The sequence below is a fragment of the Desmospora activa DSM 45169 genome (assembly GCF_003046315.1).
In the GTDB taxonomy this organism is placed as follows: domain Bacteria; phylum Bacillota; class Bacilli; order Thermoactinomycetales; family DSM-45169; genus Desmospora; species Desmospora activa.
In genome coordinates, this window is sequence record NZ_PZZP01000001.1 from 340,508 (window position 1) to 355,303 (window position 14,796).

Annotated in this window: 13 protein-coding genes and 3 pseudogenes; 11 read left to right on the forward strand and 5 right to left on the reverse strand. The window is 46.4% G+C overall.

Features of this window, described 5'->3' with window-relative positions; all coding sequences use genetic code 11:
- Positions 1–251: 251 nt before the first annotated feature.
- From C8J48_RS01735 to C8J48_RS01765, 6 genes are all read left to right on the forward strand, one after another.
- Entirely contained in the window at positions 252–671 is a 420-nt protein-coding gene (locus tag C8J48_RS01735; RefSeq protein ID WP_107724665.1) for a MerR family transcriptional regulator, read from the forward strand.
- A 176-nt stretch (positions 672–847) separates the two neighbouring features.
- Entirely contained in the window at positions 848–1,894 is a 1,047-nt protein-coding gene (locus tag C8J48_RS01740; RefSeq protein ID WP_107724666.1) for an NAD(P)-dependent alcohol dehydrogenase, read from the forward strand.
- A 194-nt stretch (positions 1,895–2,088) separates the two neighbouring features.
- Positions 2,089–2,400, forward strand: coding sequence for a PTS sugar transporter subunit IIA (locus tag C8J48_RS01745; protein WP_107724667.1), 312 nt, complete (start codon positions 2,089–2,091; stop codon positions 2,398–2,400).
- Between the two features lie 289 nt (positions 2,401–2,689).
- Positions 2,690–3,115 carry a MarR family winged helix-turn-helix transcriptional regulator gene (locus C8J48_RS01750; protein ID WP_170105063.1) on the forward strand — a complete coding sequence of 142 codons (426 nt, stop codon included), beginning with the start codon at positions 2,690–2,692 and terminating at the stop codon, positions 3,113–3,115.
- A 253-nt stretch (positions 3,116–3,368) separates the two neighbouring features.
- Positions 3,369–4,391: an NADH:flavin oxidoreductase/NADH oxidase gene (locus C8J48_RS01755; protein WP_107724669.1), complete on the forward strand. Its 1,023-nt coding sequence runs from the start codon at positions 3,369–3,371 to the stop codon at positions 4,389–4,391.
- Positions 4,392–4,812: 421 nt separating this feature from the next.
- The gene (locus C8J48_RS01765) at positions 4,813–5,172 is read left to right on the forward strand and encodes a winged helix-turn-helix transcriptional regulator (RefSeq protein ID WP_107724670.1); all 360 of its coding nucleotides are present in this window, start codon (positions 4,813–4,815) and stop codon (positions 5,170–5,172) included.
- Positions 5,173–5,258: 86 nt separating this feature from the next.
- Here the strand turns inward: C8J48_RS01765 and C8J48_RS01770 are convergent, their stop codons facing one another.
- On the reverse strand, positions 5,259–5,819 hold the full coding sequence (locus tag C8J48_RS01770) for an NAD(P)H-dependent oxidoreductase (protein ID WP_107724671.1): 561 nt from the start codon (positions 5,817–5,819) through the stop codon (positions 5,259–5,261).
- Positions 5,820–6,205: 386 nt separating this feature from the next.
- Positions 6,206–7,021 (reverse strand): TerC family protein, encoded by an 816-nt coding sequence (locus C8J48_RS01775; protein WP_107724672.1) that lies wholly within the window; start codon positions 7,019–7,021, stop codon positions 6,206–6,208.
- Between the two features lie 526 nt (positions 7,022–7,547).
- On the opposite strand from C8J48_RS01775, the pseudogene C8J48_RS01780 reads away from it, so the two are divergent.
- Positions 7,548–8,319, forward strand: a pseudogene (locus C8J48_RS01780) (GNAT family N-acetyltransferase).
- A 138-nt stretch (positions 8,320–8,457) separates the two neighbouring features.
- On the opposite strand, the pseudogene C8J48_RS01785 reads toward C8J48_RS01780, so the two are convergent.
- Positions 8,458–8,708: pseudogene (locus C8J48_RS01785) on the reverse strand (hypothetical protein); the annotation flags it as partial.
- Between the two features lie 11 nt (positions 8,709–8,719).
- Positions 8,720–9,616: a LysR family transcriptional regulator gene (locus C8J48_RS01790; RefSeq protein WP_170105065.1), complete on the reverse strand. Its 897-nt coding sequence runs from the start codon at positions 9,614–9,616 to the stop codon at positions 8,720–8,722.
- Between the two features lie 121 nt (positions 9,617–9,737).
- Between C8J48_RS01790 and rarD the strand changes: the two genes are divergently transcribed.
- Positions 9,738–10,664, forward strand: coding sequence for an EamA family transporter RarD (gene rarD, locus C8J48_RS01795; protein ID WP_107724674.1), 927 nt, complete (start codon positions 9,738–9,740; stop codon positions 10,662–10,664).
- A gap of 501 nt (positions 10,665–11,165) precedes the next feature.
- Here rarD and C8J48_RS01800 read toward each other — a convergent pair.
- Positions 11,166–12,347 (reverse strand): epoxide hydrolase family protein, encoded by a 1,182-nt coding sequence (locus C8J48_RS01800; protein ID WP_107724675.1) that lies wholly within the window; start codon positions 12,345–12,347, stop codon positions 11,166–11,168.
- A gap of 226 nt (positions 12,348–12,573) precedes the next feature.
- On the opposite strand from C8J48_RS01800, the gene C8J48_RS18920 reads away from it, so the two are divergent.
- The 3 genes and pseudogenes from C8J48_RS18920 to C8J48_RS01825 form a co-directional block, all read left to right on the forward strand.
- Positions 12,574–12,999 (forward strand): helix-turn-helix domain-containing protein, encoded by a 426-nt coding sequence (locus C8J48_RS18920; protein ID WP_211316574.1) that lies wholly within the window; start codon positions 12,574–12,576, stop codon positions 12,997–12,999.
- Between the two features lie 323 nt (positions 13,000–13,322).
- Positions 13,323–14,180 (forward strand): class I SAM-dependent methyltransferase, encoded by an 858-nt coding sequence (locus C8J48_RS01820; protein ID WP_107724677.1) that lies wholly within the window; start codon positions 13,323–13,325, stop codon positions 14,178–14,180.
- Positions 14,181–14,319: 139 nt separating this feature from the next.
- Positions 14,320–14,685, forward strand: a pseudogene (locus tag C8J48_RS01825) (GNAT family N-acetyltransferase); the annotation flags it as partial.
- Between the last annotated feature and the right edge of the window lie 111 nt (positions 14,686–14,796).

Sequence of the window (14,796 nt, forward strand, 5' to 3'; positions counted from 1 at the left end):
ATATCCGGGAGTTTCTTGACTTGATTGTGAAGGTAGTATGTCGTTTATTTTCCCCACAATCCCTTTGATCACTACACTTTTCAAATGGCCATAGACCTAAAATCATGAACAAAACCCTCCTACATCACTGAAAGGTGGAGGGTTTTAGCGTTTAAAGAATAAACCATTTCTGATTGGTTTTTGTCAATCGCATCCTCTTGACTTGGAGTTAACTCCAAGTGTAATAATACCGTGTCAGGAGGTGCATCCAAATGATGATTGCAATGGTAAGCGAAAAATTCAATATTTCACCAGATACACTCCGCTATTATGAACGCATCGGACTGATTCCTCGTGTCAGTCGCAATAAAAGCGGAATCCGAGACTATTCGGAAGAGGATTGTAAGTGGATCGAATTTATCCTCTGTATGCGCGGGGCAGGGCTTCCGATTGAAATGTTAATTGAGTATGTTGGATTGTTTCAACAGGGTGATGAAACGATTGAGGCAAGAAAAGATCTCTTGATTGAGCAGCGCAAACAACTGCTAAAAAGACTGGAAGACATGCAGGAAACGTTGGAGCGCTTGGATAATAAAATTGCAAGTTATGAAGAGAACGTCGTTAAAACAGAAAAAACACTAAAAATACCGGGGAGGATTAACGCACGGGATCTTTCGTCCAAGGAGGAATGAAGGGTAGAACGTCTATGGACAAAGTCGTTTAGCCTTATGATCGTAGGCATATTTTTTTGTTTGTGAACGATAGGATACACTCAAGATAATTTAAAAATTAAAGCTGTATATTGACTTGAAGTTAACTCCAAGTTATAAACTCCTCTATAGAATCAGCTAAGGAGGTTTCGTTTTATATGATTACTGCCAATGCACGCGCTGTCTATGGCCCGAGTGATGCATTCAAAGCGACCACGATCGATCGCCGTGATCTCGACCCTCATGATGTCCTCATCGAGATTAAGTACGCCGGTATCTGTCATTCTGACATTCACACTGCTCGTAGCGAATGGGGGCCAGTGAACTATCCCCTCGTTCCCGGCCACGAGATCGCTGGAATTGTCACCGCGGTCGGTTCCAAGGTTACGAAGTTTGCCATCGGTGACCGGGTCGGTGTCGGCTGTATGGTTGATTCCTGCCGTGAATGCGAAAACTGTCAGAAGGGTGAGGAGCAGTACTGCCTCAATGGAAATACCCTTACCTACGCTGACGTCGACAAATACGGCCAGCGTACTCAGGGCGGTTATTCTACCCACATCGTTGTGACCGAAGATTTCGTCCTCAAAATCCCTGAGGGAGTTGGACTTGACGTTGCCGCACCACTGCTGTGCGCTGGCATCACAACGTACTCGCCGCTACGCCGCTGGCATGCGGGCCCCGGCAAAAAGGTAGCGGTTGTTGGCCTCGGCGGGCTTGGACACATGGCCGTTAAGATTGCACACGCCATGGGTGCTGAGGTCACCGTCCTGTCACAATCCCTGAAGAAAAAAGAGGACGGTTTACGGATTGGTGCGGATCATTACTATGCCGCGAGCGATTCGGAAACATTTGAGAAACTGGCCGGGACCTTTGACCTCATCATTAATACGGTAAGTGCGAAGGTCGACGTCAATGCTTACCTTTCGTTGTTGTCGCTGGACGGCACTTTAGTCAACGTCGGTGCACCGGCGGAGCCGTTGTCACTCAATGTGTTCAATCTCCTCGACCAGCGTCGGTCCTTCGCCGGTTCGATGATCGGTGGCATCCGCGAGACTCAGGAAATGCTGGACTTCTGCGCCAAACACAACATCGGCGCCGAGATCGAAGTTATCTCCGCCGACGAGATCGACGAGGCATATGAGCGAGTACTGGCTTCCAATGTGCGGTATCGCTTTGTGATCGACATCATCACAATGACGGCTTAACCATGCTACCAATGCCGGCCTCATGTACCGTGCTGAGGAGTTAAAGCTGTAATAGACGCCTGTGAAACCCCAGCGAACAGGAAGAGTCTACCATGATTACATGAGTACGCTTGCCGTAGTGTCACGGATGGAGAAATATGATCGAAGCCGCGCCATAATCAAGGAGCGGTTAGGGGGAGATACCCATCGAAAACATGGAGGAAATAACCCTTCAGATCATCGTGCACGGAGGAAACGGCAGAAGTTTTGCCATGGAGGCGATCGGAGCAGCTAAAGAGGGAAGATTTACGGAAGCGAGAGAGAAGCTGGTACAAGCTGTAGAGGAACTGCACAAAGCGCATCAATACCAGACCTCTTTGATCCAAGAGGAGATAAACGGGGGTAAAAGTGATATTTCCCTGTTGATGATTCATGCTCAGGATCATCTGATGAATGCCATCACCATGAAGGATCTGGCAAACGAGATTGTTGAATTGCATGAGAGCCTCCAATCATCTAAAGGATGAGATCATGAGAGTTAGCCGTTTGGTGGTGGGGGGCAGTGGATTTCCGAGCCGATGAAAGGGTTTATACACGATGACTGTCCCTTCAATACAGATAGCCCCTGTACATTCTTCTCCTTTATCGTAACGAAGTGCTAAATCGGCTTTGCATTGAGAAGGAACCGCGCCACAAAGGTGCAGTTTTTGTACTTTTACGAGGTAGATGATGCTTCCTGAACGGAGAGTGGAATTGTACACCCTTAATAAGAATGGGGTATACTAAGGGCATCATCGAATCGGGAAGGCGATAGAGTTGAATAAGCATGATGATATTATTAAGTCCTGGTTGCAATTTACTAACTTTCATACAAAAATTCAGCGAAAGCTGGATCATGTCCTACAAAAACAATATCAGATCGCATTAAAAGAGTTTTATGTGTTGCTCTTTCTCTCTGAAGCGCCGGACCAAAAGCTGCGCCTTTCCCAGTTGCAACAGATGGTGGGGCTTAGTCAGAGTGCCATGTCCAGACTTGCAGCGCGTATGGAACAAAAATCATGTGGTGTCATACGAAGGAGTGGTTACGATGATGACAAACGCGGAGTATGTGCGGTCCTGACGGATCGGGGAGAGGTTCGTATCAATGAAATCATGAATACGGTCAACCAAACGTTGAGGGAATGTTTTTCCCAAGAAGAAATTGACCATCTCTTGTTGTTGATGAATCCAAACCAAGAGTAAGCCGATCTTTTTCAACCCTTCCTTACCAACCTTTATTTTTTCCAAGACGGATGATTCTGTTCTATCTAGGGGGTTTGACTAATGGAAGTGGTTTATTTATACTGGAGTTTAGTATATGCATGTGCATGCAAATTTGGTTATGCATCATTGTTATTTCGGTGTTGTTTGAAGCGGCTCCAAAGGGAATATCAAAGCAAAGCGCCATCCTCTCTTCACTTTAGAAACCGATCAAAAAGAGTAGGAGTGATTGAAGATGCCAGGGTTGTTTGATTCCTTTACCTTTAAAGGACTTACCGTAAAGAATCGGATTATGATGTCTCCCATGTGCCAGTATAGCGTGGAGGCCAGGGATGGGCGACCGGAGGATTGGCACTATGTCCATTATGTTTCCCGGGCTGTCGGTGGGGCAGGGTTGATTATGATAGAGATGACCGATGTTCATCCCGATGGCCGGATCTCCGACCGGGACTTGGGGATATGGTCCGACGATCATATTCCCGCTTTCCGTCGCGTGATTGAAGCATGCAAAGAATACGGGACCAAGGTAGGCATCCAGATCGCCCACGCGGGTCGAAAGGCGGAATCGGAAAGCCTCAATCCCTCCGCCCCTTCGGCGATCCCATTTAGTGAGAAGTTTCGCGTTCCCCATGAAATGAGTCAGGACGAAGTGGAAGCGATGGTGGAACGATTTGCCCAGGGAGCGGAAAGAGCTGTCCAGGCGGGTGCGGACACAATCGAAATCCACGGAGCGCACGGTTATTTGATCCATCAGTTTATCTCTCGGATTTCCAATAAACGGACGGATAAATATGGGGAAGCCAATCAATTCGCTTCCGAGGTGATTCAGGCGATCCGGAAACGGATTCCCGAGGAGATGCCGCTGTTGATGCGTTTGTCCGCCGTGGAGTATGCGGAAGGAGGGTACGATCTGGAAGAGACGATCGAACGGGTCCGATTGTTTCGGGAGTTGGGAGTGGACGCCTTCGACCTCAGCTCCGGAGGTGAAGCGCCTGGCGGCCCTGGGCCGATTCGCACCTCCTTGCCGGGTTACCAGGTTCCGTTTGCCGAAGCGGTCCGGCAGGCTGTTAACGTGCCGGTGATCGCCGTGGGCAATCTGGATGATCCCAAGGTGGCCGAGATGGTATTGCAAAATGAACAGGCGGATATGGTGGCCATCGGCAGAGGCATGCTGCGAAATCCTTACTGGGCCAATGAAGCTGCTATCGAGTTGGGTCACGACCCGGTGCTCCCCCGACAATACGAACGAGCTTTTTGATGTTTTGACTGCAAAAGCCGAGAGTCGCGGAGCATTTACGAGCCTTCGGCGAATATACGGCGCAGCTAGTGGCCGACAAACGTCGACATCCTGCCGATGATTTAATCAGCCAGTTGATTGCCATCGAAGAAGAGGGGGATCGGCTTAGCGAAGCAGCTAAGGGATCTCATTTGATATGAACAAAAGCCCTCCGACCGTCATTAAAAGAGTGGAGGGCTTTTGTGTATGAATAACCATTTCGGAATTGTTATCTTCTCGAAACTGGTGATCTCCACCATTTACCATTATCGATTGTTATTAATCGATCGTGCATGAAGACTTTATGTAAAATGAAAAAAAAGTTTGCAAAGGGATGATTTCCTATTTATATTGAGGACTAGGAGTTCGTCGATGGTTACTTACCGAAAGGAGAGTGTAACTGATGCGCGAAACCTGTGTTCCGAGTGGTGTGAATCTAAAAGAGACCGGTTTTGGATATACGTTGTCCCTAGTAGGCGGTAAATATAAAATGATCATTCTGTATTGGCTGTCTGAAAATAAGGTGATGCGATTTAATGAACTACAGCGAAGCATCGGTACCATTTCATTTAAGACGCTAAGCATGATGTTAAAAGAGCTGGAGGCAGATGGCCTGATCATACGTAAGGAATTTCCCCAAATACCTCCAAAAGTTGAATATTCATTATCGGATCGGGGACGTTCTCTTATTCCACTGTTAAATATGATGTGCGAGTGGGGAGAGAAAAACCGTTTGCCAGTTTTGGAAGCTGAACAGCGGTAGGCTTCGTTAGTTATTTTGTTTCAATCAAAAGGAGTATTCCCCTATTCAAGGGATACTCCTTTTTTGTGGCTTTAATAAGCTACTAATCACAGGTTGTCAATAAAATTTAAATACTCCTGAGCGCTTTTTTCCAATTCGCTTGTACCCAACTCATTTTCTTCCTCTTCGCTTCCACCTGGTGCACTTTCTTTGCCATAATTTGCAAAGAACGAACGATAATCTGCATTGCAATACAGGAATGTCGTTTCAAACGGAACTAATATTTGCTCAAGTGTATACCGATATCTTCCGTTTTCGCTATAGTCCTCTTTTTTGATTCCTGCAGATACCCCTAAAGCAACTTTACGATCCTTTAATTTATCCCCGCCATTGGAACCATAAGCCCATCCATAAGTGAAAACATCGTCCAACCATTTTTTAAGGAGAGGCGGACCATGAAACCAATAGATCGGAAACTGTAAAACAAGATTACCATGCGATTCAATCAATTTTTGTTCTTTCTCCACGTCTATATTTTCATCAGGGTAAACCTTATATAATTCGTGAACAGTGTACTTTTCCGGATATTTTTTGAGCTCTTCTACCCATCGCTTATTGATGACGGATGTTTCCATGTTAGGGTGAGTTACGATAACAAGAGTTTTCAAAGACTTATCCTCCTTAAGAATTGATGGTTTAAGTATAAAGTGCACACTGCAAATTTATAAGTATGCACTTTTAGTACAGGTACTTACATAAAGGTGAGTGTCAAAGCAGTTTTCAAATATTTTTTCTATCCGTTTATCTCTTAATCGGTTTTTTTATGTGTAATGTTGAACAGAAAAAAACCGCGCTAGTTGCGCGGTTATATTCGGTAAGATCAATCCGATCACAGAGTAGAGATCAAGAAGGATATTATAGCAATTTCTGTTCTGGTTCAAAGCGACGATTCTATGGTTGATACTTGTAGTTGTCGCACATCAATTGGCCACCTCAGAATCTAGCGACAGGTATGTCAAATTCCTGAATGTATGCTTAGCTTATGCAACTACTGCTAACGGGCAATCTCCTGTTGCACCTCTTCCGGTTTTTCCTGTGCTTCTTCCGTCTCCTTCGTTTCCTTCGATAGAAACCATCCGCCGAGCGCAATCAACACGAGAACAATGTAAAAAGTTCCTTTCCAGACTGGATCCTTTGCAAAGCCTTCCGGCAAAACGGAAAGCGCAGGGTGCGAAAGAGTATAAATGCACAATTTGACGCCTACCCATCCAACGATGAGAAAGGCCGCAACTTCTAAACCCGGTCGCTGCTGCAACAGCTTGACGAAAAAGGTAGCGGCAAACCGCATGATGATTAAGCCGATGAATCCCCCTGCAAAAATAACGAGAAACTGGCCTCCATCCATTCCGCCAATTTGCGGCAAGGAGGTTTGAGGCAAAGCCATCGCTAAGGCAACAGCTGCCAGAATTGAATCGACGGCAAAGGCAATATCGGCCAATTCTACCTTTAGGACGGTCGTCCAAAAGCCTGCACCTTTCTTCTGCGGCTGGGTACTGGTCTTGGCGTTGTTCTCCGATTTTTTGACGACAAGTTTCCGATATAGATGATTAAGAGCAATAAATATCAAATATATAGCGCCGATTGCTTGAACTTGCCAAACATCCACTAAGAAGGAGATGGCGAAAAGTGAAGCGAACCGGAAGACAAAAGCGCCGGCTAGTCCGTAAAACAAGGCCCTCTTTCGCTCCTGATCCGGCAGATGCTTGACCATAATGGCCAACACCAATGCGTTGTCTGCGGCCAATAACCCCTCCAGGGCGATGAGTACAAGCAACACCCAGCCATACTCGATAAGAAGAGATAAGTCCATCATCATAGCTCCTTTAATTTTTATTAAAAAAACCCTTGCCGCGATTGGCAAGGGTTGGAAATGAATACATATAAAGACCTTTGCCAAAGTCGGCAAAGGTCTCGCTAACAACATGGTAGTGTTGCAACAAAGCCGGAGGCGTCAGCCACGTGATGACGACTTTGTTGAATAAGCTACTCCCCTTTGAGAGTATGAAATTACTATTAATATATCAGGACCCAATACAATCGTCAATAACGATTGATGTTAGGTTTTTGACCATGTGTTAAGCTCCTTTACTGTGGCCGGGAAAGCCATGTTTCTACTTCCCATATATCGATCGGATGAACAATTCATTGATAAATGCTTGGAACGTCGGTCGTACCGGATAACCGATGATTCATCCAGATTCCCATTCTTCTCTGATCACTAGGCGGCAGTCTGAAAATTATGGGAGGATATAAATACCGTGAACACAGTTTTTTTATATCTAATTGACCTTATAATAAAAAAGAGCGCGCGAAATGAAATTGGAAGGTGCAAAAAAATGATGACAGATCAACAGTTAGTTATAAACAACTTTGAAGAAAAATTAAAAGTATTTACTCATGCAGTGGGTGGAGAACTTATAAAGGAAGAAGATTTCGTCATCGCTAATACAGAAATCCCCACTGATACATTCAATGTATTATTGCCGAAATCTCCAAATATCAAAAATACAGTTAAGTAAGATTAGACATGGAATCGATACTTTTTCTTTTAAAGAATATCCCTATAGTACTTGGATTAATGCTCAGTATTTAAACGCTGACTGGAAAAAACTCATGCAAGAATATGACCGAAAAGAAGTAGAGCGTAATGTAATGATGAAACTTGAAAATACGCTTCATGTTGGTCAAAGAATTTCCCATCATCTCTTGATTAATCAAGTCAGAAATAAGGAAGAACTCATGGGATATAAAGAGGTTTTTATGAGTCTATTTGAAGGTGCGCCAGAAAAAGATGCGTTAGAACGTTATTTTAATAAGTTTTCACAAGTAAAATTAGGTTCAGAAGTTCAAATGTTTATTGGGTGCATAGGTAAAATGACTGTAACTACTGGTTTATTAATAGAAAGCAAAGATAGTTATGGTATTTATGATGTGATGACAAAAGAAACATTTAGAGGTAAAGGATACGGCAGTGAAATGTTTCAATTCCTTTTAAATCAAACAAAGAATAAACAAAAACCAGTTGTTTTACAGGCTTCAGAGGATGGGGAAAATATCTATAAACGCTTTGGATTTATAGATGTCGGAGAACTGATTGTATTTGAATAAGGCGTTTTCTTATTAAGCTAAGGGTGCGATTGTGCAGTAATACTTAGATTTAACCGTCTTAAAATTAAGACGTGGTTTACGGCGAGGATTCTGGATACAAGGTCATCTCTGTAGCAAATAAACCATCCCTGGAAGCAATCCAATCTTTCCAGATATAAGCATGAGTCTGTCTTTTAGTTTTTTTCGATTTAATTCAGACAAACTATGATTCATGGCCACTAGAACATCTACATCAGAAGATGGGGAGAAGCTTCGGATTATCCTAAAGTTTATGCGTAAGCCGTCATTTACTGCAGAACCAAATATCCCCCGACTATCGAACTTCCAAGCAACTCCTCTACAATTTTTGATGCTTGAATAGCTTCCTTCGGTATTTTTACGTTATTCACTTGCTCATCAACTACAAACTCCTCTCATCAAAAGTCGATTTATTCCCGACCCAAGACTTGGTCAACTCGAAAAACTTCTTGGCAGCAGGCGATAGCCGACCAAATGCCGGGGCTGCGATCCCGATTGTGCGGTAGACCTCTTCACAGATCCTCGTCGTTTTGACCTTATCCATGTGTTTCGGTAATGTCAATTCAGGCATGATGCTTATTCCGATTCTTGATTTGACCATCGCTATAATCGAATGGACATCTTTGATTACAAAACGGACATCCGGATCCAGATCTTGCGCTTGGAACATTCTCCGCACATGCTCATCACACCCTTTTTTCGGCATGATAAAAGGATATGCAGCAACTTGCTCGATCGAGGGCTCACGTTCCTGGCTGAGGGGGTGATCCCATGGAATCAGCAGAGATAAATGATCATCTTTAAGCGGATGGAAATCGACATTCATCCGCTCCATTTCAAGGATAAAGCCTAAATCGAGCCTTCCCTCCAGAAGCCATTGGATGATCGCTTGATAATCACCTTCGATCAGTTCTACTTTAATGTCAGGGAACTGATGTTGAAATTGTCCAAGGATATCTGGCATCCAGTTGATCATCACGCTTTCGAATGTACCCACTCGGACTTTGCCTTTCTGCAACCCCATGATGCTTTCTGCGTCCTGCTTCATTAGCTCCGTATGCCGCAGTATGTTCCGCATATGCGCCAGCATCTTTTCTCCGTTTGTTGTAATGACGGCACCGGAACGGTTACGGATGATCAATTGAAATCCCAGAGCGGATTCCAAGCTGGATATGGCATGGCTTACTGCGGACTGCGTCATGCCTAATTCTTCCCCTGCCTTTGTGAAGCTTTTCGTTTCAACTATTTTTACAAAAATCTCCATTTGAATCATCGTCATAAGGATTGTTGTCCACCTGCCTTCATTAATTTCACTCATGTTAACCATTATAAAGATTCATTGTACTAATGCGAAGAGATGACGTATGTTATTGATAAACAATTATTGGGAGGTACATTGTATGTTGAATAGACTGTCTGATTCTGTTGTTGGAATGATTTACACTCTTGCAGCCTTTGTTGTCTGGGGTGTTTTGCCGATCTACTGGTATTTTCTCAAGGAAATACCTGCCTATGAAATTTTTGCTCACCGGATTCTATGGTCTTTCGTTTTTGCCGCATTCATCTTGTTGTTGATCGGTGGATGGCCACAAGTGAAAAAAGTGCTTTCCAATCGGGTTCAAGCTTCATGGGTGTTTTTAGCCGCTGTTTTAATTAGTGTAAACTGGTTCATTTTCATATGGGCGGTCACAACGAATCATGTGATCGGTGCAAGCTTAGGGTATTACATTAATCCTCTAATAAGTATTGCGTTAGGTGTCATCATTTTCCGGGAAAAATTGAATTACTGGAAGGTCCTTTCTCTGTTGCTTGCTGCCACCGGTGTGTTGATCATGACCATCCAATTCGGTCAAGTCCCCTGGGTTGCGCTGATCATTGCACTGACATTTGCCTTGTATGGGGCGGTGAAAAAAGTCGTCAAGGTCGAACCACTTGTTTCTGTGACCTTGGAAACGCTGTTCATTCTACCACTTGTCCTAACCTATCTTCTTTTCCTCCAGGTAAAAGGAACCGCGTCTCTCGGTCATGTGTCCATTCTTGAAACGATTTTCTTACTTGGTGCCGGCGCTGTCACTGCGCTCCCGCTTTTATGGTTCTCAAAAGGGGCACAAAAGGTCCCCTTATCGACGATCGGCTTCCTTCAATACATCAACCCGACCCTTCAGCTGCTCGTTGGAATCTATTTTTTCCGTGAAACATTCACGAATACACATTTTATCAGCTTTGGATTCATATGGGTCGCGCTCGCACTCTTCTCCTTGTCACAAATAAATTTCAAGCGGTATTTACAAGTAGGAGTTCCGGTAAAGGACAAGTGCACTGAGTAAAGGAGTGGTCAGTTTCAGTCTGACTTAATCGATGTGCAAAGCAAAGTAGAATAAGGGGAGTTATGTCCGGAAAGAGAGGGGAAGTCGGCTCATGACAGTCGGGTTTTTAGACATAACGGTGGGACAAAGTAGGGAGTCAAGATGAGACATAATTATGAGAGTGGTTGTTGTCTGTTTTGTGAGATTGTACCTAAACGAGACAACAACCCCCTTGTTTTGTCGGGGATATGAGTGTCTTGTTTACGCAAATAGGGTTGGTTCTTTCTCTTTTACTCGCGCCGAACACGATCGTATGTTCCTTTTTATTTTATGTGATGTCTACGGATGAAACAACACCTGACCAAAAGGAAACACCCCACCGTTGGTGATGGGGTGTGCAAGAGGTATGAGCGGCTTAGTGAGGCGAGTTACAGTGCGTATCATGAATTGCTGGGCATCGCAACTCATTTGCATGATCGGCACGACCTCCAAGAACGCGTGTGGGACGAAGCGTCGACAACGTCATGACGAACTACCGCTAGCGGCCAATACCGCCGCGAGGCCTTCTTGTAGATCCTTGACGAAATACTCGGGAACCTCCAGCGACGGGAAATGTCCCCCGGTTTCAGGCGACCTCCACCGAACGATCTGTCGGTACCGCTCCTGTGCCCAGGGGCGCGGACACTTTTCAATGTCGCGGGGATACATAGTGATTGCTGACGGGACATCGACCCGAAGTTCGGGGTCGAGTGAGTTGTGGCTTTCGTAGTAAATGCGGGCAGACGACGCGCCGGTCCGCGTCAGCCAATACAGGGTGACGTTATCAAGAACGCGGTCTCTGGAAATCGTCTCGAACGGGCTGTCTTCGGTATCTGTCCACTCAGCGAACTTGTCAAGGATCCATGCGAGAAGCCCGACCGGTGAGTCGACGAGCGAGTAGCCAATGGTCTGCGGTCGGGTCGCCTGCTGCTTCGCGTACGCCGCGCGGTGGCTCCAGAAATCACGGGTTTCCTCGGCCCATCTGCGTTCGGTCGCCGTCAGCCCATCCGTTGTCAACCCGGGCGGGCCCTCTGCGAACGTTGTGTGGATGCCGAGAACGTGCTCCGGGAACCTGCCGCTGAGGACCGTGGTGATATTACCTCCCCAGTCGCCGCCGTGGGCTACAAACTTGCTGTAGCCGAGCCTCCCCATCAGTTCCACCCATGCGGCCGCGATCTTTTCGGTTCCCCACCCGGTGGTGGCCGGTTTGTCGCTGTAACCAAAACCTGGCAGCGACGGGACTACGACGTGGAACGCTGGTGCGTCTGCGTTTTTCGGATCTGCCAGTTCGTCTATTACATGGGTGAACTCAGCAATGCTGCCTGGCCAGCCGTGCGTCAAGATCAGAGGAGTGGCATCTGCGCGAGCGGATCGGCGGTGCAGGAAGTGGATTCCCAGATCATCAATGGTCGTGCGGAACTGGCCGATCTGGTTGAGGCGCGTTTCAAACGACCGCCAGTTGTATTCCGTGCGCCAGTAGTTCACGACGTCCACGAGGTCGGCAAGAGGAACGCCCTGTTTCCATCGATGAGGGTCGGGCGCGGCGCGGTAAACTGTCTCAGCTTCCGGCAGCCGTGCTGCGGCCAGTCGCGCGCGCAGGTCGTCGAGGTCAGTGTCGGGTGCGTGGGCTTCGAATGCTTGCACGTCGCTGGTTAGACGGCTCATGAGATGCCCCCGCCGGAGTAAGCTGCCGTGGCAATGGGCTTGAGTATTGTAAAGCACTGACGAACATTTTTCGCCCGCTCGTTCCGTCCCTGGTGGCGGATTCGGTGAACTGTCTCCTGATCAATGCCGGAAGCAGGAACCTGACGGGTGGAGACGTTTTCAGCATGATAATTAGAAAAAATGTATGCCATCTTGATTTTACCTCCGTTTATATAATTTAAGGTTTATGATAAAGTGGAACGATATCGCTTGGTTGCCGCTGAATTCCCTTCGTGCCTTCGCGGCGATCCATGAAACCGGCTCTGTCGGTGCTGCTGCGGATTCGCTCAAGGTGACGCATGTCGCAGTAAGTCAGCATCTACGAGGCTTGGAAGACCGCTTGCAGCGCAAATTGTTTACTCGTTCCGGCAATCGTCTGGTCATGTTGCCGGAAGCCGCAGACTTGGCCGGGCGAAGCCGACACTTCACGATCGAACACGTCCCGGAGATATTCGAGGGCTGTCACCGAAATCCGCTCGGCCTCGTCAATAATGATCAGCTCGATATGGCTGATGTGGGGCGACTTACTCGTATCTGTCACGGTATCAGTGTATTCCTCTTTTTTACTTTATATAAATTGGTGCGAAACTGCAAACTATACCTAGGGATATGACTTGAGGCAATAAATCGAAACATGAAACAAAATATTTTTACTGTTGCATTAATTGTGCACTAATTGGGGTGACCACACCAAAAAAAGAATTTTGTACGCTAAGAAGTCATGACGAGATAAAAGCGGGAGTTACTGCACGTTAAGACTGACGCAAAAGATGACTTCCGTCCCATTTTATCAAAAAAACGTCCCACCAAAGCCCAGCGTGGGCTAGGTGGAGCGTTCGAGTGTAAGTCTTTGATCTAACACATCTTCGTATATCCCGCTTCTAGGGCGTCTTTCTCCTCAGAGGATATACGGAGAATGGAAAGGGGTGTTTCAGGGTGAAAGAGCGTGATGGAACTGTCCAAATGAATATCACTATTGACCTAGAGCCTTTGGCTGTTTTCAACTCCTTGGTTGTGGAGTTAAAAGCGGCACTGGATCAGAAAGGGATTCATTTAGAAGAGGGTACCGGTGGGGACTTAATGCAAAATAATATAGCAATCGGCCCGGAAGGATTGGGTGACTGGATTACTGACCGCAGGGCACGACGCCCCTCAGGTTCACAAGCCCGTGCCACTTATCGGGATCCTCTCTATCATTATCCCAACTTTCGAGTCATCTTGTCGGAACTTGCATTGACACCGACCGATTATTTGCTTGAAGTTGGCTGTGGCGGCGGTGCTCTGCTGAAAGAGGCACTACAGAGCGGATGCCGAGCCGCTGCGGTCGACCACAGCCCGGATATGGTACAGGCGGCACGGGACGCAAACCACCATGCGGTGGCTACGGGCTGCCTGGAAGTTCTGGAGGCTGATGCCCATTGCTTACCTTTTTCCGATAATACGTTTACGTCGGCGGTAATGACCGGTGTATTGGGTTTTTTGTCCGATCCAGTTAAGATCCTGTCGGAAATTCGTCGAGTGTTGTGTGAAGGCGGTCGCCTCATTGTTTCGGGAAGCGATCCCGAGCTTCGGGGCACACCTGCTGCACCGGAGCCGATGGAATCGCGACTTCGCTTCTATGAGGACAATGATCTGAGAAATCTGGCCAAAGAAGCCGGCTTTGAACAGTTTACGGTTCTTCAACGCAATCTGGAACGTTTCGCGCGGGAAACGGGAATACCGCAAGAACACCTCTCTCTCTTTAAAGGGCATGCTTCCCGTTTCCTGTATGCGAGTAAAGGCAGAGAGGGATAACCATAAAAAAGTGATCTTTATGAAGAGAAAAGCCCACGGAATGTCCTTATGATCCATGGCGGCGGCAACCTTTTTACATTTGGCCGTACCACGAACATTAAAAAGGGGCCGACCGGATTGAGAAATCCTGGCTTTCGGAGATGAAGACTACACCTTCGGCGTGTTTCTGAAGGCAACCGATGAACTCATCGGTGAAGTTACTTTGATGGACATACGTCGAAAGAACCTGCAGAGTTGTTTTATTGGATATTTTCTGGATCGGCAGTACAACGGCAAAGGTTATATGACCGAAGCCGTCCGGCTGGCCATCGATTTTGCATTCGGGGAGCTGGGACTTCACCGGATTGAAGCCGGTGTGATACCCCGGAATCCGGGTTCCATCCGCGTACTGGAAAAACTGGGGTTTGTAAAAGAGGGAGTTGCTCGCAAAAACGTAAAAATCAACGGAAGATGGGAGGATCATGTTGTACTGGCAATCATGGCAGAAGACAGGCCGGCCAATTGAGTTTCTAGAGTCACAAAGAGAATCTGCACCTTCCTTTAAGCGCGCCAAAAAATTTCATATTACTTCATTTTTCCAATGCAATGTATAATGCCACTAATTCATAATCGAATA

Bases quoted from the DNA above. Each gene is read 5' to 3' on its own strand.
- C8J48_RS01735 (WP_107724665.1), top strand. From the start codon at position 252: ATGATGATTGCAATGGTAAGCGAAAAATTCAATATTTCACCAGATACA.
- C8J48_RS01740 (WP_107724666.1), top strand. From the start codon at position 848: ATGATTACTGCCAATGCACGCGCTGTCTATGGCCCGAGTGATGCATTC.
- C8J48_RS01745 (WP_107724667.1), top strand. From the start codon at position 2,089: ATGGAGGAAATAACCCTTCAGATCATCGTGCACGGAGGAAACGGCAGA.
- C8J48_RS01755 (WP_107724669.1), top strand. From the start codon at position 3,369: ATGCCAGGGTTGTTTGATTCCTTTACCTTTAAAGGACTTACCGTAAAG.
- C8J48_RS01765 (WP_107724670.1), top strand. From the start codon at position 4,813: ATGCGCGAAACCTGTGTTCCGAGTGGTGTGAATCTAAAAGAGACCGGT.
- C8J48_RS01775 (WP_107724672.1), bottom strand. From the start codon at position 7,021: ATGGACTTATCTCTTCTTATCGAGTATGGCTGGGTGTTGCTTGTACTC.
- C8J48_RS01790 (WP_170105065.1), bottom strand. From the start codon at position 9,616: ATGACGATGATTCAAATGGAGATTTTTGTAAAAATAGTTGAAACGAAA.
- rarD (WP_107724674.1), top strand. From the start codon at position 9,738: ATGTTGAATAGACTGTCTGATTCTGTTGTTGGAATGATTTACACTCTT.
- C8J48_RS01800 (WP_107724675.1), bottom strand. From the start codon at position 12,347: ATGAGCCGTCTAACCAGCGACGTGCAAGCATTCGAAGCCCACGCACCC.
- C8J48_RS18920 (WP_211316574.1), top strand. From the start codon at position 12,574: ATGATAAAGTGGAACGATATCGCTTGGTTGCCGCTGAATTCCCTTCGT.